The organism is Altererythrobacter ishigakiensis, from assembly GCF_001663155.1.
In the GTDB taxonomy this organism is placed as follows: domain Bacteria; phylum Pseudomonadota; class Alphaproteobacteria; order Sphingomonadales; family Sphingomonadaceae; genus Erythrobacter; species Erythrobacter ishigakiensis.
Map to the genome: position 1 here is coordinate 933,721 of NZ_CP015963.1, position 21,188 is coordinate 954,908.

Below are 21,188 nucleotides of genomic sequence, written 5' to 3' on the forward strand. Positions count from 1 at the left end.
TGGCCGCGTTCCTCTAATTGTACCAAAGTGCACCGGAGCAGTGAGAGCATGGATGCTGCTCCTCAACATGTTCAACTAAGGCAACAGGAAACTGGAACTGATGGGGGTTAAACCATGACTGAAGCAGGAGCCAAGCCGTCAGAGGCGTTGAAAGGTGAAGATTGGGCCGGTGAGATGGGTGAGCGATGGCTTGCCAATCTTGATCGGCTGGAAGCTATGATCCATCCGATTGGCTCGGCCGCTATCGACCGCGCTGGCTTTCAGGAGGGCGAGCGAGTTCTGGATATCGGTTGTGGGGGCGGTGCGACAACATTCGCAATCGCAGACTTCGTTGGCGCCAGTGGTGAAGTCGTTGGAGTCGATGTCGCGCCTATGCTTGTCGACGTGGCCAGAAGGCGGGCCTCTGAGCAAAATGCATCAAACGTCCGCTTCATTTGCGCTGATGCCGGATCAGTGACGCTGGAAGAGGCGCCCTTTGACAGGCTGTTTTCGCGCTTTGGATCGATGTTTTTCGAGGAGCCGATACCGGCTTTCGCCAATCTTCACAGCTTGCTTAGGCCGGGGGCTCGGATTGATCTCTGCGTATGGGGACCTCCGCGCGATAATCTTTGGATGATGGAGATGATGGGGGTGGTGCGAAAGCATGTCGACATCCCGCCTGCTGAACCTCGTGCTCCTGGTCCGTTCGCTTTCGAGGATGTGGGCTACCTGCGCGAGGTTCTCGCCGGTGGTGGGTTCAGCGAGATCGAAATTGAAGCTTATGAGGCTGGCCAACCTATTGGTGGGCCGGGAACACAACCCGAAGAGGCTGTACGTTTTGTCTTGTCCTCGCTAGGCGTTGGACGTGTCCTTGCCGAGCAAGAGGCGCACATTCAGGAAAGGGCGAGCGCCGATCTGAAAGCTCTGTTCGAGAGGCATTATGTTGAAGACAAAGGGATCATAATGGCCTGCAAAGCCTGGTTAGTGTCAGCAATCGCCTAGCCATATTCGGTGCAAATGAACTCGGAGACTCAGCCAGAAATCGAGCCTTGCCTTCAATAGGGACTTTCCGCGTTCAACCTCCTATGATTTTGGTTCGATCAATGCGAGATCACTCCCCCGCTTTGGTCAGTTTTCGCTGTCGCCCATCTGCCTAGTACCGGCCTGGCACTTGAGTTTTTCTTTTGGGCGCCTCCGATCAAGCTACGCTATTTGAAGGCAAGTCCTTCAAAGCTTCCGCTATTCCGCCAAGCTTCAATGTGATTGAAAAAACCTTGGGCGCCTGCGGGGTGCCCGAGCGCAAAGCGTTCCTGTTCGCCAAAGCCTTGCCCTTCATTGTTGTAATAACCCGGCGTGCACTCGATGTTGCCAATCCTTGCACCGGGGCCGGTCAATAGGAAAGCAACCCATTTCTCCTGAGCCTCTTCGGTTGGTTCGACTTCCTGATAGCTGTTCTTCTGTGCATGCTTGACCACGGTCGCGACCGTCTCTGCGTGGTCGACCAGATTGTGAGGGTAGTTTGCTATGAAAGCGGCCGCCTGGTTCTGCTGAACAAAGAACAGGTTCGGAAAGCCATGGACGTGCAACCCGTGGAACGAGCGCATGCCGTCCTGCCAATATTCGGAGAGCTTGATCCCGCCGCGGCCGGTAACGTCGTAGCCTGACCGGGAAACGAAATCAGTGCTCACCTCAAAACCCGAGGCATAGATTATGCAGTCGACTTTGTATTCGACGCCATTCGCGACCACACCCTTTTCCGTGATCCGTTCCACGCCTTTGCCGTCGGTATCAATCAAATGCGTCGAGGGGCGATTAAAGGCCTGGAGATATTCGTCATGGAAACATGGTCGTTTGCACAATTGGCGGTACCAGGCTTTGAGGTTCTCGCTTGTTTGCGGATCATTGACGACTGTCGCGGCTCGCTGCCGGATTTCCTCCATCTTGCCGTGATCAGCATCTTCCCACGCCGCCATAATGTTCGCGGGTGTGCGTTGCTCTGGCGCCAATCCAATGACTTGGGAGCGAATCCTCTTGCCGAGATCAGTCCAACCATCATCTACGAGATCCTCGGTAGGGAACCCCATTCCAAGATTGGCGACAAAGTTGTCTTGCCATTTCTTCTGCCAGCCGGGCTCATTCACGCCGCCGAACCAAGTTGGATCGATTGCAGCATTGTTCCGTTCATCGACCGATGACGGCGTGCGTTGGAATACAAATAGCTCTTTCGCGTCACGAGCCAGATGGGGCACACATTGAACCGCGGTCGCGCCAGTACCGATGATCGCCACTCGCTTGTCTGAAAGCTTGGACATCGGCTCGCCTTCAGGTGTGCCCCCTGTGTAAGCATAGTCCCAGCGGCTGGTATGGAAGCTCTTGCCTGCGAAATTCTCGATGCCGGGCAGGCCGGGCAGCTTTGCAACATGAAGTGGCCCAGTTCCCATGCCGATATATTTGGCTGTGAATTTATCACCACGGTCTGTTTGTATCTGCCAAACCTTTTGCGTCTCGTCCCAGGCAAGGTCAGTCACACGGGTATGAAACATCGCATTTTCGTAAAGACCATAATGCTCGCCAATGCGCGAACAATGGTCGCGGATCTCTGGGGCATGGGCGTATTTCTCGCTCGGCATATGACCGGTCTCTTCGAGCAGCGGCATGTAAATCATCGACGCCGTATCGCATTGCGCGCCGGGGTAGCGGTTCCAGTACCAAGTCCCGCCGAAATCACCGCCCTTGTCGATGATGCGATAGTCGTCGATACCGGCTTCTTTCAGACGCGCGCCAACGACAAGACCTGCAAATCCGCCGCCAATAAACGCAAATGTCACGTGGTCGTTTACTGCTTCGCGCGCGACCACTGGGTTGTAGGGATCAGCGGCTAGGTCCGAAAACTCGCTTTCTAACCGCTTATATTGAGCTCCACCGTCAGCTCTTAGGCGCTTGTCGCGCTCAATAGCGTATTTGCGCCTTATTGCTTCTCGATCAATTGGCGTCATCGCTTCGGTGCTTTCCAAATACTCTCTCCCAAAGGAATGCAAGCAAGGAGAGTGCTGCAACTTGACGACACTGGCAAGCCTTGATCTTTTTGTTCTGAGCCGCTTTGCCAAGTCGAGATTGGTAGTTTCCGACTGACAGCACCGTCACTTTGTCCTGACTACTGCTGACAGATGAGACTCTGGTCCGCAGCAATGCGCAGGTCGACGGGTTCTTGGGCTGTAAACCCGAATCATAGAGAGCACATTGGAAAGAAAAGTTCGCAGCCATGTAAAACTCTGGCATTAAATTTCATCCGGATGGATTACGGGGCGTTTCAAGTCAGAAGGAGCGGTTTCATGGCTAAGACTACGACAAATGAGGCCCCGCCATCCGATCGACGCGAGCAGATCCTTCGTGAGACGTTGAAGGCGCTAGGAGAGCACAGCTACGATCGCTTTTCGCTGCGGGAAATCGCCAAGCGGCTCTCGATTAGCCTTGGCAATTTGCAGTATTACTTTCCGACCAAGGACGATCTGTTTCTGGCAATATGCGAACGCGCCCAAGCCGACTACGACCGGAGCGCGTTCATTTTCGAGAAATCACAAGCAAGCGGGATTGAAGGTATCCTGCAGGCCTTTGATTGGCATGTCGCGGAGTTAAATCGACCGCACGCGGTCGTCTGGCTAATTCTTGGTCATGTTGCGATCTATAATCTTCGCTTCAAGGAATTCAGCGATCAAAGCTATCGCGTAAGCCAGACCACTTGGGAAACGATTATTGAGCGATCTGCTCTCAAAATCGAAGAGAATGAGGCCCGTTCGCTCGCTGCGACAATCCTTGCAATGGTCGACGGTTTCTTTCTTAGGAACTTCCCTGCTGACCTGCGCGATCCGCAAGTCATGTCACTGCTGAACTCCTTGAAGTCTGAAGTGGTTGCCTTGGTTGAGAAGCGCATCCGCTAAATGGAGACGAGTTCTTGGTAATCAGGGCGTGTAAAAAGTTGGCGAACCTGGTCCAACTGGCAACCCAAGAACGAAGGTCCAAAGGTAGAAGAAAACTGACCAGAAAGCGATAAAGAACATCGAATAGGGCAGCATCATCGCTATTAGTGTACCCACGCCAAGATTCTTGTCATATCGCGTTGCCCAGGCAAGAATTAGTCCGAAATAGCTCATCATCGGCGTTACGATATTGGTCGTGCTATCGCCTATCCGGTAGGCTGCTTGGATTGCCTCCGGCGCATAGCCGATAAGCATCAGCATAGGCACAAAGATTGGGGCAGTGACTGCCCACTGTGCACTCGCAGAGCCAAGCGAGAGGTTGATGATTGCGCAGATAAGGATGAAAGCGAAGAATATCGCAGGCCCTGTCATTCCGGTCTCGACCAGAAAGTTTGCACCGGTAACTGCAGTGATCGCACCCAAATTGGTCCAGCCGAAGAAAGCAACGAACTGTGCGGCGAAAAACACCAGCACGATGTAAAGCCCGAGTGAAGAGAGCGCCGCTGCCATCGCGTCGATAACGTCGCGGTCAGTCTTCATCGTTCCCACCGCGCGGCCATAGGCGTAGCCGAGCATGACAAAGAAAATCAGGATCCACACAACAAATCCATCGAAGAATGGGCTGTCGATCCGGTCGCCGGTTTCCGGATTGCGGAACACGCCCCATTCGGGAACTAGCGTTAACGCCATCAGCACCAATACACCCAGCAGAGCATAGCCTGCCCAGCGTAGCCCTTTACGCTCGTCCGAGGAAACTGGCTCCATCATCCGATCATCAAGGATCGTCGGGTCAGCGCCGGAGGGATCGTATTCTCCGAGTTTGGGTTCGACAATGTAGATCGAAACCAGCGATCCGATGATAGTTATCAGGAAGGTCGAGGCGACCATGAAATACCAGTTCGCGGTTGCCACTACCGTGTATTCCGGCGCGATCAGCCTCGCGGCCTCCTGCGTGATACCGGCTAGCAGAGGGTCAATTGTGCCGATCAGTAAGTTCGCGCTATATCCGCCTGAAACCCCTGCAAAAGCCGCTGCCATGCCAGCTAGAGGGTGCCGCCCGAGTGCGTAGAATATCGCACCTGCGAGAGGAATCAGAACGACATATCCGACTTCCGAGGCGGTGTTTGACACGATCCCCGCAAACACGATCGCGACTGTCACAAGCTTGGGTGGCGCGGAGAGCACCATGCTGCGCACGGCGGCGGAGAGCAATCCAGACTTCTCCGCCACGCCCACGCCGAGCATCGCGACAAGGACGACGCCAAGTGGCGCAAAGCCAGTGAAATTGTCGACGAGATTGGTGAAGATACGGCGAATGCCGTCACCGTCCATCAAGCTGACCGCGCGGATCATGCCATCTTCAGCCACGCCCGGCGCACCGGCTGGCCTTGGATCGACCACCGCGACGCCCATCCAGCCCAAAAGGCCGGACAGCAGCACTATACCGAACGCAAGGATCGCAAACAGCGTGACTGGATGCGGCAGCAAATTGCCGAGCCACTCAATTCCATCGAGGAAGCGCGTGAACGCGTTGCGTTTGCCTTGCTTGTATTCTCCCGTGGTAGCAGGAAACTCGGTCATCAATTTCTCCGGTAAAATTAGTCGCTCTGAAAGCGCGAACGCTCTGCCAGCTAACAAGTCTATAATGATTCAATCAATTGGTCGTTGCAGCGTTCTGCTTCCTCGCGATCCTAGAGAATACCCAGCCGCCAAATCCGCCGGCCAAGACTTGTGAGGTAAATCCCAGACCCGAACGTGCACCGCTAATTGGGACGGTCTGGAATTGAAGATACATAAGCCCAAGAGTTGCACCGATCGCGGCTGCTCCCGCTATGGGAAAGGCAAATCGGGAAAGTCCGGGCAACAGCCGTTTTACGGCCATTGCGATCAAAAAACCCAACAACAATGCGACCAGGATGACAACGAAATACAGCCACATGTTCGATACATCAAAGGCAGTCATATTTACGCGCTCGGTAAGGCTGATCGGCACGCCATGCGCGTTCATCACGAATTGAGAGTTGGCGATGACGCCAATCACATAGGTGCTAAAAGCCGCAACCAGCAATGCACCAATCCAGCGGACAAATTTCATACAACTGCGCTCCTGTTACGCCGCAAGACTAGAAGCATCGTTCAATGGATCAACCCCGCAGGGTGCGGTGGACAAACCAATCTCGACGTTCAATAGGTATAGTAGGCTCCATGATACAGAGATTTGCGATGCGAACTTCTTCATTCACGCTTTCGATTTTAGCTGCTGGTTTGCTGCTGACGGGTTGTACCAATCAAGGTGCATCAGACGCGGGTGAAAAGACCAGCCAGCTTGCAGGGCGCGTTGAACCGGGGCCTGTGAATTATCAGATCGCCACCATTGCCGAAGGCCTCGACCACCCATGGTCGCTTGCGTTTCTTCCTGATGGCAAAATGCTGGTGACTGAGCGGACAGGAAGGCTGCTTCTGATCGGGACAGATGGCGCGAAGCGTACCTTGCGCGATTTCAACGATAACGGTGAGTTTCCCGGCGTACACTTTGGTGACGGCATCCAGGCAGGACTGTTTGATGTGGTCCTGCACCCTGGTTTCGAGGAGAACGGCCAGATTTATGTCTCTTACACCGGCAAACTGGAGAATGGTGAGAACACGCTTCTGCTGATGCGTTTCACCTATGCTGATGGCGAAATTTCAGGCGGCGAGCAGATTTTCGCTGCATCTCCAAGCCGTATTCAAGGCAACCATTATGGCGCGCGCTTTGTCTTCTTGCCTGACAACACTTTGTTGATGCCGGTTGGGGACGCATTCCATTTTCGCGAAGAAGCACAGTCGCTGGACAATCATTTCGGCAAGATTGTTCGACTGAATGATGATGGCTCGGTTCCTGCCGACAATCCGTTTTTGCAGCAGGAAGGCGCGTTGCCTGAAATCTGGTCCTACGGGCATCGTAATCCGCAGGGCATCATCCTGACCGCTGATGGACGCGTGCTGGAAAATGAGCACGGTCCGGCAGGCGGAGACGAGATCAACGAGATCAAGCGCGGCGCCAATTATGGTTGGCCCACGGTGACCTACGCGCTCGATTATTCAGGTGGACGCGTGTCTCCGTTTGAAGCGCTAGATGGCACTGAGCAATCGCTGGTCCATTTCACACCGTCCATCGCGCCGTCCGGCTTTGCGCAGTATTCAGGGGAGGCGTTTCCCGACTGGGAAGGAGATCTGTTTTTGTCCGCTTTGGCGCTTAAGCACGTCAGGCACATAGATATGAAAGCCGACGGATCGCTGGGGGAACAACAAGAGTTGTTTGGCGAGCTTGACCTGCGTTTCAGAGATGTCCGGACGGGCCCAGATGGTTTCCTCTATTTGCTCACCGAAGAGCCTGGACAGACGAGCCGGATTTTAAAGGTGATGCCCGAATAGAGATGGGCCGACTAGCGGCGAACAATTCATGCCCAATTCGATTTCCATGCACGCTGCTTTATCGGCGGCAGATAATTGTCGAAATGTCCGCTAGAGCTTCGCGACACTGTGCGGTTGGGAGAATCCTTGGGAAGCCAAATGATGCGCCTTCAAGAGGGCAATTTCGCCCGGCAACTGATCGGCTTGACGATGGTTGATTGCTTAGATGGAGACTCGACAGTAATCTGAGCAAACAACTCGCATGTATCTAAGATCATCCTTTGTTTTGGCCGCGATTCTTTTGCTGGCGGTTTCGCGCCCTGTCTTCGGACAAAGCGAGGATGCTGCGCGGGAATTAGACGATCTGATACCTGATGATGCGGTGTCGATGCCGGAAAGCTGGGCAGTGAATGGCGATCCGGGTGTTCAAGGCGAAGGGCCTGAAGTCGCCGTCGATCCACCATTTGGCGAAGACTCACTTAATCCTCCCGATCTGGATATCGACTCTTCGCAGCCAGATTCGAGCCAGATATCCGAAGACGATCCGTTCGCGTCAATTGACGATCTACCGCTACCCCCAACACCTGAGCTAGGGTCGGTCCGAATCGACAGCCGGTTGGAATTGGCATTTCCTGTCGAATTGATGAGCCTGCGGGACGGGACAAACTTTATTGGCCGATTCAGAGCGCTACGAGATGCTCGTGACATCAATCCGGGGCTGGATAACGTCGCGTTGAGAGCTGCTCACATACGCGCTGACCGCGAACTGCTCCAAGATCTGCTGCGAGCCGATGGGTACTACGATGCACGGGTTTGGCGGCAGTTTGGGGAAGAATTGAATGAGGATACCGAGGCCTCTGACGCACAGGTGGTTCGTTTTGGCATCTTGCCCGGAGAACCCTATCGCTTTGGCTCTATTGATCTCGGCCGACTTCAAGCCGCACCTGACTATCGCGGGCTAAGAGAGACTTTCGGTATTGTTTCCGGCGATCCTCTTCGCTCTGATCGGATTGTAGAACAACGCGAGGCATTGGCCACGGAACTGCTGGAAACGGGTTATCCGTTTTCCGTGATCGAAGACCCCGAGCTGCTGATCGATCATGATCGGGGCGAGGGCGATCTGACGATGCCTGTCGAACCGGGTGGTAAATACAGCTTTGGCCAAGTCACCAGCAACATGCCGGATTTTCTGTCAGCCAAACACATTTCAGGAATCGCGAGGTTCGAGCCCGGCGACATCTATCAACGCAGTCTCGAAACAGATTTGCGACGCGCACTGTTGGCCACAGGGATTGTGTCGTCGGTTACCATAACGCCGCGCCCCGTCAGCGAGCCTGCTGACGGAAAGCCGGGCGAGCTCGAGATGGATGTCGAGATTGAGAAGGGGCGGTTGCGAACGATTGCCGGCGCGGTTGGCTATGGAACCGAAGATGGTCTGAAGCTGCAGGCCAGCTGGGAACATCGTAACCTTTTTCCGTCTGAAGGTGCTTTGCGGCTACGTGGTGTCGTTGGTACAAGGGAACTATCTGCGGCCATAGGTTTCCAGAAAAACAACTTTCGCGGACGTGATCACTTATTGGAGCTTGATGTCTACGCAAGCGATACAAAGTCAGAAGCAGTCGAGGCGCGGACAGTCGGCATTCGCGCGTCATTCGGACGGATCTCGAATATTCTTTTTCAGAAGGAGTTCAGCTGGCAACTGGGCGCAGGGGCGCTGTTCACAGATGAGCGTAACCGGGTGATCGGCGGCATTCCGCGGCTAAGGCAGGAATACCTGATCGGCGCGCTGTTCGGGCGCGTCGCCTATGACGGAAGTGACTCCTTTCTTGATCCGACACGCGGCTTCCGTGCGAGCCTGGCTGTAACTCCGGAAGTCTCGCGCGACTTCGGCGAGTTTGGCAGGGATGAGCTCTATACTCGTATCGAGGCTGACGGCAGCGCATATTTGCCTGCTGCCACCGGTGTCACTCTGGCCGCACGAGGGAAATTCGCAACAATCGTTGGCGCGAAACCTTTCCGAATTGCACCCTCGCGGCGAATTTACGCTGGCGGTGGGTCATCTGTGCGCGGTTACGGCTATCAGGCGGTTGGACCGCGCAATGATTTTGGCGAGCCGACTGGTGGGGCATCCTTGGTCGAACTAAGCGCGGAAGCCCGCATTGACACCGGTTTCCTCGATGGTGCTTTGCAGGTCGTGCCCTTTTTCGACCTGGGCACTGTATCAAGACAAAGCACTCCGGATTTTCGTTTTGTGCAATACGGCGCTGGAGTTGGCATTCGCTACAAGACTGGGTTTGGCCCGATCAGGGTCGACGTTGGCGTTCCGCTCAATCGGAATCCCTTGTTCGATAGCCCGGTCGCTGTCTACGTCTCGTTGGGACAGGCGTTCTAATGGCAGGGAACTCCGAGACAGAACTGCTCAAAGAAACTGAGCAGACGACAGAAATTCGTAGGCGCCGCTGGGTGAAGCGTCTCGGATGGTTCCTAGCTTCGATAATTGCTGCGGCATTTCTCGCTTTCGCTGCGCTCAACTCGCCGATTGGAAAGCGCTTCATTGCTGATCAGATTGCCTCCTATGCGCCCGCTTCCGGCCTGAAGATCGAGATAGGCCGGATAGAGGGCGATGTTTATCGCGATGCGATTTTGCGAGACGTGCGTTTGTCCGATACCAAAGGAGTGTTTCTCACGATCTCTGAAGTCGAACTGGATTGGCGGCCGCTTGCATGGATCAGCCGCGGGCTAGACGTGAGGAAGCTGGTAGCCAAACGCGGCGAACTGATGCGCACTCCCGAACTGTTACCCGGAGACCCCGATGCGCCGCTTCTGCCGGATTTTGATATTCGAGTGGACAGGTGGGAAATTGTCGATCTGACCATCTTGGCAGGCGTGGCCACCGAACGGGACGAAGTCCTCAATCTGCTAGCTTCAGTAGATATTCGCGACAGCTTCGTGAAGCTGGACGTTAAAGGCAGCATAGGAGCTGAAGACCGGATCAATCTGGCGCTACTAGCCGAGCCGGACGTAGGCCGTTTCGACCTCGACCTTGATTATCGTGCACCTGCCGGCGGAGCGGTCGCTGGCCTGTTGGGCAGCGAACAGGGCTATACTGCGCGTATCATCGGTGACGGAACATGGTCGTCATGGCTGGGAAATGCTTTGGTCAAGCGCGACGGAGATCGGTTTGCCGCCTTTCAATTAACCAACGAATCCGGGCAGTACGGATTGCTGGGTGAGGTCTACCTGGATGAGAGGCAGGAGAGCTTGATGGGTCGGGCTCTTGGTTTGCGTACCGGGATCAGCCTGGCAGGGACATTCTTGGAGAGCCGCTTTGACGGATCCTTCAGTGTCCTTGGCAGTGGACTAAGGCTGCAAGGTGACGGCGGCATCGATTTGGCCAATAATCTATTCGATGAATTCGCGTTTTCCGCCAATCTGAAGGATCCGGACATATTCGGCGGCGGCATTGAATTACGAGACGCAAGTTTGGTGGCTACAATTGATGGCGCGTTTCGTGACCTGGAACTGCAGCATCAACTGACCGCGTCAGAGCTTGTAATTGGCGAAATCCTGACAGCCAATCTGCGGCAAGAAGGTACCGGATCATATAATGGCGATGCGTTGTCTATCCCGCTGAACCTTACGGTTTCCAAGATTGACACCGGTGTCGAACCGATCAGCCGCGAACTGCAGCGCGGCACCTTGTCTGGCGAACTGGTTTATGCTGACGGCCTGATCCAGGCGCAGTCTCTCAAGGTGAATTTCCGCAGGATTGGCGCGCGCTTGGCGTTGCGGTTCGATCCGGCGCAAAGCGCTTTCGAAGTTAGCGGTCCGGTCAACTTGCAGGCGTTGCCCATCGAAGGGGTCGGAGCCCTGGAAGCGACTGGAGATGTCGAATTCTCTATCAGGGGATCAGACCCTTGGACATTCAAATCCCGGACAAAAGGTCGTGTAACTGATCTGACGAGCAGTAGCGTGCAAACCATCGTGGGAAAGGCCGTTTCCTTCCGTGGAGAATTATCCGCAAATGCGGACGCTCCTTTGCTATTCGAAGGTTTCGTTCTCGAATCCCCAACCATCAACGCCACGGGTCAAGCCCGATTGAGCGAAGATGGCTTCGAGGTTGAGGCGGCGGGTGACCACACCCGCTATGGTGATTTTGCCGTCGATTTGCAAAGCGTTGAAGACGGATTGGCGGTGAATATCGGTTTGGATGAGCCGTTCCCTGCAGCTGGCATACGTGACGTGCGTATCCATGTTTCGCCCTCTGATAAGGGCTACGGGATCGAGAGCGATGGTCAGTCCACGTTCGGGCAGTTTGCGGGTGAATTTGATCTGATGCTGGCTGACAGCGCGCCCGCGAGGCTCGAGATTGATCGTTTGCGTGTTTGGGAAACCTCAATCCAGGGTGGAGTCACGATTGAGTCTGATGGCTTAGAAGGCGCGCTTTCCCTGAGCGGCGGAGGGCTTGATGGTTCAGTAATGTTTACACCATCTCAAGCAGGCCAGCGCCTTTCAGTAGATGTTTCTGCCAAGAACGCAGTATTCGGTGGGGCCAGCCCTATCTCCGTCGGAGACGCTGACATGAAATTCAGCGGAGCGTTCGGTGAAGGTGTCAATCGCTTCGACGCCGAGATGAGCGGAAGGGCAATCCGATATGGCAGACTTTTTCTGGGGCGGATGGCCGCGCGGGCAGATTACGACAATGGCACAGGAAACGTCGCCGCTTCTGTGGTCGGCAGGCAAGGCGGACGTTTCAATCTTCAACTCGACAGCAATTTCACTCAAAACCGCGTCGGCGCAATCGCGCGCGGAAACTATTCAGGCACGCTCATCTCGATGGAGCGTCGTGCTGTCTTGAACCTGACCGAAGATGGTCAGTGGCAGCTTTCGCCAATCAGGATCACGCTGGGTAACGGCAAAGTTGTGCTGTCTGGCGATTTCGGCAACTCAGGATATGCCCTCGATGTAAAAATGGTAGAGGCTCCACTGGTACTAGCCGATCTGGCTCAGGGTGAACTTGGCCTTGGTGGCACAGTATCAGGTACGGCAAATTACTCTTCGCGAGTTGGGCGACTTCCCATTGGCGAAGCTCGGTTGCGGTTCTCCAGCTTGGTCCGTTCAGGGCTGATTGTGTCGTCCAAACCGATGGATATGGATGTCGTCTCCAGCCTGGGAGCAGACCAGCTACAGATGCAAGCTGTTCTGCGGCAGGATAAAAGCCGGGTTGGTTGGCTTGATGCAACGGTAAAGGATTTGCCGGCCTCTGGTACGCCCTACGAAAGGTTCACATCCGGATCACTGGATGCGTCGCTTCGCTATGAGGGCGCTTCCGAAGCGCTCTGGCGATTGGCTGCGCTTGATGTCTTTGATTTGTCTGGGCCTGTGCGCATAACCGCCACGGCCGGGGGCACATTGGCTGAACCAATAGTCCGCGGCGATCTGGCCAGCTCCGATCTTAGAGTGCGAAGTGGCCTCTCAGGAACCGATATCGACGGCATCGATGTTAGAGGGGATTTTCAGGGGTCCAAGCTTAATTTGCGGCGGTTTTCCGGCAAGGCGGCTGGCGGCGGCTCAGTAACCGGAAGCGGGGTCGTGGACCTCGCTAATATTGAACGGGGCCGGGGGCCGCAGCTGGATATTCGTGCTGCGGCTAGCAAGGCTCGGCTCGTCGATGCGCGCGGATTGAGCGCGACTGTGACTGGCCCGTTACGGATCGTTTCGAGTGGAGTGGGTGGCACAATTGCCGGGCGTCTGGAGGTCGATAATGCCAGTTGGCAGCTTGGAACAGCGGACGAAGAGATCGCTTTGCCCGATATCACGACACGTGAGATCAACCTACCGTCAGAGCTGGAGCGCTCTACGACAAGAACATCGCCATGGCGCTATCTGATCGACGCGCGGGCACGCAACAGGATCGATGTCGATGGACTTGGCCTGGATAGCGAATGGCGAGGCAATCTCGTTATCAGAGGCACTACGGCTGACCCGAGGATTGGCGGCGAGGTCAACGTGATACGCGGCAGTTACAGCTTTGCCGGCACGCGATTTGATATGACAAGAGGGCGCATCACATTCGACGAGGCCGTTCCGATCGATCCACGGCTGGATATTCTGGCTGAAACGCGGCGGAACGGGATCAACGTCAACGTGGCTGTTCGCGGAAATGCCCTTTCGCCGGAGATTGTATTCACCTCGGATCCGGCCCTGCCGGAGGAAGAGATCCTTGCCCGCTTGCTTTTCGGAGGGGCCATAACCGAACTGTCGGCTACGGATGCACTCCAGTTAAGCGCGGCAGTAGCCAGCTTGCGCGGAGGTGGGGGCCTCGATCCGATCAACCAGCTTCGCAGCCAGATCGGCCTTGATCGGTTGCGTATCGTCGGGGCGGATCCGGCCTTAGGCAGAGGAACCGGCGTCGCATTGGGAGAGAACCTTGGTCGGCGCTTTTATGTCGAGTTCATCACGGATGGCAGGGAATACAGCGCAACCGAGCTGGAGTTCCGCATAACATCCTGGCTTTCACTTCTTACCTCGGTGTCGACGGTGGGCCGTGACAGCGTCTTGGTCGAAGCGCGTCGCGATTACTGATTTTGGCATTGTCGCAGGGTGTGAGAGGGCGCTGATCACAACAAATGAGATGAACGCTTACATCTCATAGCTGGGCAGGCTTTCAAATGCCTGCCTTAGGGCCTCGCTCCAGCCAGACGAAATCGAACGGAAGTACTCGTCATCTTCTGCGATGCGGCGCTCATGCAGAGGTTCGACCTTATCCTTTTCAAGCACCAGCAGATCAAGCGGCATCCCCACGGAAAGATTGGCCTTTATCGTCGAGTCGAAGCTTACCATCAGCAACTTGATCGCGTCTTCAAAGCTCATCGCCGGGTCATAGGCACGCACCAAAATAGGGCGTCCGTATTTGTTTTCACCGATCTGGAAGAAAGGCGTATCGCTTGATGCCTCGATGAAATTGCCTTCGGGATAAATCAGGAAAAGCCGCGGCTCCATACCGGCGATTTGTCCGGCCAGAATGAAAGATGCCGTGAAAGTGTCCGCCGCTTCGGGCGCATCAGAGGGCGTACTTTCCCGGATGGTCTCGCGCAGGATTTCGCCAACCATAGTAGCCACCTGAAACATGGTTGGGGCATCCATCAGCGAGTTATGCCTGTCATCGGGTGCCTTGCTGCGCTCTTCAAGCTTGCTAACTACCGCTTGGGTTGTCGCCAGGTTGCCTGAGGACAGTAGCGCAATCGTACGATTGCCCGGCACAGTCCAATGATGCAGCTTTCGGAATGACGAAATGTAATCGACACCTGAATTCGTCCGGGTGTCGCTCATCAAGACGATTCCGCGATCAATCTGCAATCCCACGCAATATGTCACACTAAAGGCTCCTTCGAGCGAATGTCGCTACTGCGCGGCAGAGTGCTGTTCAACAGTAAGACGAACATTCAGCGCGCTATCCCCAGCTCCGTTGGCAATACCGATGATTGGAGCCGCATCGCGATAGTCGCAACCGGTCGCGACACGCACATATCGCTCATCCGGGCTGATCCCGTTCGATATATCGAAGCCGACCCAACCAATATGCGGTATATGCGCCTCTGCCCAGGCATGGCTGGCTTCCTGATCGACCCGGTCATTCATCATCAGGTAACCGCTGACATAGCGTGCCGGGATGCCCAGATGGCGGGCGGCCGAAATGAAGACGTGCGCGTGGTCCTGGCATACGCCTCTGCCTGCCGCGACAGCGTCGGCGGCGGTTGTGGCTGCGTCAGTTTGACCGACCTCATAGGTCACCGCATCAAGGATCGCCGCGGAAAGCTCGTGCAGGGTGTCGAGATAGTTTGCCGGATCGGAACTGAGCGAAGCCGCCAGTTGGCCAATTTGAGCGCTTGGCCGGGTCAGATCGGTTTGCTTCTCAAAGGCCCAAATCGGCATATGACCTGCGTGTAGTCCTACTACGCCGGCTTTGTCCGATGTATCGACAGTTCCGCGGCATGTGATCGCAACGTGTTGCACACCGGGTTCGACCGAGGCGAAGACAACCGCGTTGCTGTGCTGATCTTCATATTCGGTTTCCACCTTGGCGCCCGTCAACTCCATCGACCAGCGCTGGATTTCTTGTCCATGCGTGGGTTTTGGCTTCAGGCGGATACGCAGCAAACCATAGGCAACCGGGTGAGTGTATTGATACTCAGAAGAATGCGTAATCGAAAGCTGCATCAGGCTATGAACCTGTAATCTTCCGCGATTGCGTCGGATATCTTTGCGGCGCGTGATTTCGCGACAGAGATAAACTGGTGAAGGCCTGCTTCGATAATCTCGTCAACATCGGTTTCGCGCAGTTCGTTGGCGGCTTCGCGCACGAGCTCATGTGATCGCCCTTCTTCGCCATACTCTTCCGCCAAGAAGCGCAGATTGCTATCCAGCTTGTCGACACAAAAGCGCAGACTGCGCGGAAAACGCCGGTCGAGCAGCAGGAAATCCGTGATTCCGCGCGCGTCCATTCGGCCGGCATTGAGCCAGCGATAGGCTCGGATGCCTGACAGTGAGCGCAGCACAGCTTCCCATTGCTTGTTATCCAGATCAGAGCCGACCATGCTGATATTCGGCAGCAGGACGTAGTATTTGACGTCGAGCGTTCGGGCGATGTTGTCAGCACGCTCAAGGAAGGTTCCTAAACGCGCAAAATTATATATTTCGTTGCGCAGCATGGTGCCTTCCATGGAGCCGCGAACAAGCGCAGCTTGTCTGCGCGTGAGCGGCAGAATATCTCCGAGATTACGCTCGGTGATCGGGTTGGCGAGCATCGCCTTTAGCGAAAGCCAAGTCTCATTATTGGTTTCCCAAACCTCGCGGGTCAGCGATGTGCGCACCTCGCGTGCATTTGTCCGCGCGTTCTCGATCATGTTGAGAATGCTGCCTGGATTATCCTTCCCGCGCAGCATGAAGTCCGGCACCTGCATGCCCGAATAGCTGTCATGGCGTTGCCGGAAGAGTTCGTCTTGCCCGGTTGTGACAAGGACAGAACGCCATTCGTCGTCCGCTGCTTCCACTCCGCTGGTAAGCGCGATCTGAAGCCCTGCATCAAGCAAGCGCGCGGTGTTCTCTGCCCGCTCCAGATAGCGGAACATCCAGAAGATCCCGTTTGCGTGGCGGCCTAGCATCGCGCGTCAGTCCTCCAGCACCCAAGTGTCTTTAGTCCCGCCACCCTGAGACGAGTTAACGACAAGCGAACCCTTGCGCATGGCAACGCGCGTCAACCCGCCCGGAGTAATCGAAATCTCTTTTGGCGATACGAGCGCAAATGGGCGCAAATCCACATGGCGCGGCGCGAGGCCGGACTTAGTAAAAATCGGAACCGTTGAGAGCGAAAGCGTAGGCTGTGCAATGTAATTATCGGGCTTTGCCTTAAGCTTTCCTGCGAAGGCCTTGATCTCTGCCTTGGTCGCAGTGGGGCCAATCAGCATGCCATAACCGCCCGAGCCGTGAACTTCCTTCACAACCAGGTCCGCAAGATTGTCGAGCACATATGCGAGAGCGTCCGGCTCGCTACACCGCCAGGTTTCGACATTGTCCAGAATAGGTTTCTCGCCAGTGTAAAACCGCACGATATCTGGCATATAGCTGTATATCGCCTTGTCGTCCGAAATGCCTGTGCCGGGTGCATTGGCAATTGTGACACCGCCAGAGCGATAGACATCCATGATACCGGGCACGCCCAGCATGCTCTCCGGATTGAACGTCAGTGGATCAAGGAAGTCATCGTCCACCCGGCGATAAATCACATCGATAGCTTTGTATCCGCGGGTGGTTCGCATCGCTACGCGTCCATCGATCACCCGCAAATCGCTCGCTTGGACCAGCTCCGCGCCCATCTGGTCAGCTAGAAACGAGTGCTCGTAATAAGCCGAGTTGTAGATCCCAGGGGTTAGCACAGCGATGACAGGCTCGTTCCCTGAAGATGCGAGGGGCGCACAGTTCGCAAGGCTTGTTGCCAGTCTTTGTGGGTAATCCTGAACCGGCCTGATCGGGATCTTCGTGAACAGATCAGGGAACATCGCCATCATCGTTTCGCGGTTCTCAAGCATGTAAGAGACACCCGATGGCGTACGCGCATTGTCTTCTAGTACGTAGAATTCGTCTGGCCCTGTTCGCACTAGGTCAACGCCGACAATGTGTGTGTAGACGCCGCCTGGAGGATTAAAGCCCACCATTTGCTGAAGGAAAGCCTCGTTCTGCGCCAGCATTTTTAGCGGCAGACGACCGGCACGGACGATCTCTTGCTTGTGATAGATGTCGTGCAGAAAAGCGTTGAGTGCTTTCACCCGCTGTTCGATCCCGCGCGATATACGTCGCCATTCCGATCCCGAAATGATCCTTGGGACCATATCGAACGGGATCAGGCGTTCTTCTCCGTCCGCTTCGCCATAGACGTTGAATGTAATGCCGGTTCGACGGAAGAAAGTTTCTGCTCGACCGTTTTGCGCGCGCAGCCATCGTTGGTCCTGATTGTCATACCAATCACGATAGCCGTCGTAGGCGGTCCGAACATTGCCATGTTGGTCCGCCATTTCGTTGAAATGTGCGTCAGTCGATGCTGTCATGCTTGGGCAACAGAATGCACCACTCCCGCGCTCTTGCCAAGTGCAAATGCTGCAAGTGCGAACAGGCGAACGCGGCAAAGCGCATGAAAGCAAAAACAAGAGAACATTAACGGCTTCCATTGCTTTGCTGACATCGCTTGTCTTTCCCAAGGGTGGTCTTGTCGGTAAGACGGCTGCTCACAATCCGATACCAGCAATCACATTCGTTTCAGGAAAGTGCATGACCGACAAAACCCAGTTTGATCTAGTCGTCTATGGCGCAACCAGTTTTGTGGGGGCGATCACAGCGGAATACCTCCTATCCAGGTACGGTGTCGCCGGCGAGTTGCGCTGGGCCATTGCAGCCCGTTCGAAAACAAAGCTCGCTGACCTCAAAGATCAATTGGGTGAGGGAGCAGCAGGCCTGCCGACGATCATCGCCAATTCGGATGATGAAGCTTCTCTCACGGCAATGTGCGCGCAAACGCGTCTCGTCATCTCGACCGTCGGCCCGTACGCGCTTTATGGCGAGAAGCTGGTCAAGGTGTGCGCCACCAGCGGCACGCATTATTGCGACCTGACAGGCGAGGTTCAGTGGATCGCTGCCATGCTGGAGAAGTATGGTGAGGCTGCGCGCGAAAGCGGGGCGTTGATCGTCAATTGCTGCGGCTTTGACTCGATACCAAGCGATCTGGGCACGCACTTTCTGCAGAACTTCGCAGAGAAGACCACCGGCGGCACCTGCGAAACAGTCGAATTCGGTGTTGAGGCGGCCAAGGGTGAGTTCAGCGGTGGCACTGTCGCTAGCCTGCTCAATGTCTTGAAGGAAGCGGGCGCTGATCCGTCCTTGCGCAAGAAGCTTGCTGATCCGTACTTGCTGTGCCCCGATGATTATAACAACAGTGCTAGGCAACGCACCGAAGCACGCTACTACAGCGACGCACTAAAGTCGTGGTGCGCTCCATTTGTCATGGCGGGGATCAACACCAGGATTGTTCAGCGTACCAACGCGCTGCAAGGCAATCGTTATGGAGAGAATTTCCGCTATTCCGAATACACCATGACCGGCGACGGCCTTAGAGGCCGGCTAGGATCGATTGCTATGACGCTGGGCATGGGTGGTTTCATGGGCGTGCTGGCCTTGCCGCCCACGCGCTGGCTGGCCGAAAAGTTTCTGCCAAAACCGGGCGAGGGACCTTCGAAGGAGGTTCAGAAAGCCGGCTTTTTCAAGATCAGGCTCGCTGGCACTACCTCAAGCGGTGAAGTCGTGAGCGTGCGGGTTACCGGCGACCGAGATCCGGGATACGGCTCCACCGCCAAGATGCTTGCCGAAGCGGGGCTGTGTATTCTCGAGGCAGCTGAAACCGGCAAGAACGCGGGCGGTTTCTGGACCCCAGCTTCGTTGATGGGCGATACCTTGATTGAGCGCCTGGAAGCGAATGCGGGGCTGACCTTCGAAGCGATTTAGATGGCGGATTTGACTGTGTGAAGGTTGCTTATTGGTGCTGAGCGCCGCGCACCAACTTTCCTGGTAAGGCCCCGGTCGAAACATCAAATCTGCGGATTACCTGACCTGAGACAATCGTAGCGTCATATCCTGTCGCACGTTGAGTCAAGCGCCGTCCGCCCGCTGGCAGGTCGCGCACCACCTCTGGCAAATGAAGCCGCAGACGCTCCATATCAATCACGTTGATATCAGCCTTCGCACCAACAGCCAGTATCCCGCGATCATTGAGACCCACTGCCCGGGCTGCCTTTGCTGATAGCATATGAACAGCTGCGGGCAGATCGAAGCTCAACCCTTCACGGTTTTTACCGCTTACAAATTCGGACAGCAGATAGGTTGAGTAGCTGGCATCACAGATCGCGCCGTAGTGCGCTCCACCATCGCCCAGAGCAGGAATACAGTGCTCATGGCTGAGCATGGTGTACGCGCTTTCAAGGCTGGCGTTTTCGTAATTGCCGAGTGCGGCAAGGAAGAAGCCTTTGCCGTCCGTCTCAAGCAAGCGATCGTATGCGATTTCCTGAGGCGTACAGCCTTTGGCTCGAGCCTGATCAGCCATGCTGAGCGACTTGGGCGGGGCATAGTCAGGCGGATCGTCCAGCGGGAAAAGCCATTCCCAGTTGCGCGCCAGCTCATTGAAGGGATGACCTTCACCAAATTCTTCGGACAGAAGCGCTGTGCGCAGGTCCGGATCGCGCATCGCTACGATCTGTTCTTCAATCGAAAGGTCAGCGATCTTTGACCAGCTTGGGCATAGCACAAAGGGATGAACAGTCAGTTCCAAGCCCGCAATCAATCCGATCGGGCGCGGCATGACCTGTGCCGTTACATGACCGCCCGTGAGGTTGGTTTGCTCCATCATCTCCAGAACCTTGCGCCAGCGGGGAGGCGCATCGTTGCCGGATGCTAGCGTAAAGGTCGCGGGCCTTCCGCTGGCCGCAACGACTGCTTCGATGACGGGATACTCCTTATCCCATCCCTGAAATGCATCGAGCACAATTTGGAAGGTACCGCTTCCTGCATCGGCAAGGCCATTACAAATCTCTGACAGTTCTTTGACGTCGGTTTCGAAGCTCGGGATGCTCCCGCCGTCAGCAGTCTTGTGGATCGATAGTCGGGAGGTCGCAAAGCCCAATGCGCCAGCTTTGACCGCTTCGGTTGCAAGGGCGCGCATCTTGGCAAGATCTTCGTCAGTTGCAGCTTCACGGTTCGCGCCTCTTTCGCCCATTGCGTAAACGCGGAGGGGGCTGTGCGGAAGATAGGCGGCCACGTCGATGTCGCGCTGACCAGTATCAAGCCTGTCTAGATATTCCGGGAAGGTTTCCCAATCCCACGGCAGTCCCTCTGCCATTACGACGCCGGGAATGTCCTCTACGCCCTCCATCACATTGATCAGCAGATCGTGATCTTCCTTTCGGCAGGGAGCAAAGCCGACACCGCAATTTCCCATGACGACCGTTGTCACACCGTGCGACGAGGAAGGACTCAACTCCTGCCCCCAAATTGATTGTCCATCATAGTGCGTATGCACATCGACAAAGCCGGGCGTGACTATTCGGCCCGTTCCGTTGATTTCCTCAGCGCCTTCGTCTTCGATTTTGCCCATGGCAACAATCTTGCCGCTTTTGATCGCAAGATCGCCCTGGAATGGTCTTGAGCCGCTTCCGTCAACGATTTCTCCGCCACGAATTACAAGATCATAATGTGCCACGTCAGACCTGCACTCCCTCAAAGTTGGCGTTGTCTACGTTG

14 protein-coding genes are annotated in these 21,188 nt (G+C 55.5%); 6 read left to right on the top strand and 8 right to left on the bottom strand.

Going from position 1 to position 21,188, the window contains the following annotated elements:
• Positions 1–114: 114 nt before the first annotated feature.
• A complete protein-coding gene (locus A6F69_RS04465) occupies positions 115–981 on the top strand; it encodes a class I SAM-dependent methyltransferase (RefSeq protein ID WP_067597912.1) in 867 nt (288 codons plus the stop codon).
• 206 nt (positions 982–1,187) lie between these two features.
• On the opposite strand, the gene A6F69_RS04470 is transcribed toward A6F69_RS04465, so the two are convergent.
• Positions 1,188–2,993 carry a flavin-containing monooxygenase gene (locus A6F69_RS04470; RefSeq protein ID WP_245638284.1) on the bottom strand — a complete coding sequence of 602 codons (1,806 nt, stop codon included), beginning with the start codon at positions 2,991–2,993 and terminating at the stop codon, positions 1,188–1,190.
• Between the two features lie 318 nt (positions 2,994–3,311).
• Here A6F69_RS04470 and A6F69_RS04475 point away from each other — a divergent pair, with 318 nt between their 5' ends.
• Positions 3,312–3,917, top strand: coding sequence for a TetR/AcrR family transcriptional regulator (locus A6F69_RS04475; RefSeq protein WP_169816550.1), 606 nt, complete (start codon positions 3,312–3,314; stop codon positions 3,915–3,917).
• A 21-nt stretch (positions 3,918–3,938) separates the two neighbouring features.
• Here the strand turns inward: A6F69_RS04475 and A6F69_RS04480 are convergent, their stop codons facing one another.
• Both A6F69_RS04480 and A6F69_RS04485 read right to left on the bottom strand, forming a co-directional pair.
• On the bottom strand, positions 3,939–5,537 hold the full coding sequence (locus tag A6F69_RS04480) for an AbgT family transporter (protein ID WP_067597918.1): 1,599 nt from the start codon (positions 5,535–5,537) through the stop codon (positions 3,939–3,941).
• Between the two features lie 73 nt (positions 5,538–5,610).
• Entirely contained in the window at positions 5,611–6,051 is a 441-nt protein-coding gene (locus A6F69_RS04485) for a hypothetical protein (protein ID WP_067597921.1), read from the bottom strand.
• 128 nt (positions 6,052–6,179) lie between these two features.
• On the opposite strand from A6F69_RS04485, the gene A6F69_RS04490 reads away from it, so the two are divergent.
• The 3 genes from A6F69_RS04490 (at position 6,180) to A6F69_RS04500 (ending at position 13,934) form a co-directional block, all read left to right on the top strand.
• The gene (locus A6F69_RS04490; RefSeq protein ID WP_067597922.1) at positions 6,180–7,370 is read left to right on the top strand and encodes a PQQ-dependent sugar dehydrogenase; all 1,191 of its coding nucleotides are present in this window, start codon (positions 6,180–6,182) and stop codon (positions 7,368–7,370) included.
• Between the two features lie 265 nt (positions 7,371–7,635).
• Positions 7,636–9,741: an autotransporter assembly complex protein TamA gene (locus A6F69_RS04495; protein WP_245638285.1), complete on the top strand. Its 2,106-nt coding sequence runs from the start codon at positions 7,636–7,638 to the stop codon at positions 9,739–9,741.
• Entirely contained in the window at positions 9,741–13,934 is a 4,194-nt protein-coding gene (locus A6F69_RS04500; RefSeq protein WP_067597928.1) for a translocation/assembly module TamB domain-containing protein, read from the top strand. Before A6F69_RS04495 ends, A6F69_RS04500 begins: the two co-directional genes overlap by 1 nt.
• Before the next feature lie 57 nt (positions 13,935–13,991).
• Here the strand turns inward: A6F69_RS04500 and A6F69_RS04505 are convergent, their stop codons facing one another.
• Genes A6F69_RS04505 through A6F69_RS04520 form a run of 4 tightly spaced genes read right to left on the bottom strand, consistent with a single transcriptional unit; the run spans position 13,992 to position 17,953 of the window.
• Positions 13,992–14,726 carry a proteasome-type protease gene (locus A6F69_RS04505; RefSeq protein ID WP_067597930.1) on the bottom strand — a complete coding sequence of 245 codons (735 nt, stop codon included), beginning with the start codon at positions 14,724–14,726 and terminating at the stop codon, positions 13,992–13,994.
• A 27-nt stretch (positions 14,727–14,753) separates the two neighbouring features.
• Positions 14,754–15,569 (bottom strand): transglutaminase family protein, encoded by an 816-nt coding sequence (locus A6F69_RS04510; RefSeq protein WP_067597933.1) that lies wholly within the window; start codon positions 15,567–15,569, stop codon positions 14,754–14,756.
• The gene (locus tag A6F69_RS04515; protein ID WP_067597936.1) at positions 15,569–16,513 is read right to left on the bottom strand and encodes an alpha-E domain-containing protein; all 945 of its coding nucleotides are present in this window, start codon (positions 16,511–16,513) and stop codon (positions 15,569–15,571) included. The genes A6F69_RS04510 and A6F69_RS04515 overlap by 1 nt, the downstream gene beginning before the upstream one ends.
• 6 nt (positions 16,514–16,519) lie before the next feature.
• Positions 16,520–17,953, bottom strand: coding sequence for a circularly permuted type 2 ATP-grasp protein (locus tag A6F69_RS04520; RefSeq protein WP_067597939.1), 1,434 nt, complete (start codon positions 17,951–17,953; stop codon positions 16,520–16,522).
• 220 nt (positions 17,954–18,173) lie between these two features.
• Here A6F69_RS04520 and A6F69_RS04525 point away from each other — a divergent pair, with 220 nt between their 5' ends.
• Positions 18,174–19,400: a saccharopine dehydrogenase family protein gene (locus A6F69_RS04525; RefSeq protein WP_067602466.1), complete on the top strand. Its 1,227-nt coding sequence runs from the start codon at positions 18,174–18,176 to the stop codon at positions 19,398–19,400.
• Positions 19,401–19,428: 28 nt separating this feature from the next.
• Here the strand turns inward: A6F69_RS04525 and A6F69_RS04530 are convergent, their stop codons facing one another.
• Positions 19,429–21,147, bottom strand: coding sequence for an N-acyl-D-amino-acid deacylase family protein (locus A6F69_RS04530; protein ID WP_067597942.1), 1,719 nt, complete (start codon positions 21,145–21,147; stop codon positions 19,429–19,431).
• Positions 21,148–21,188 lie beyond the last annotated feature (41 nt).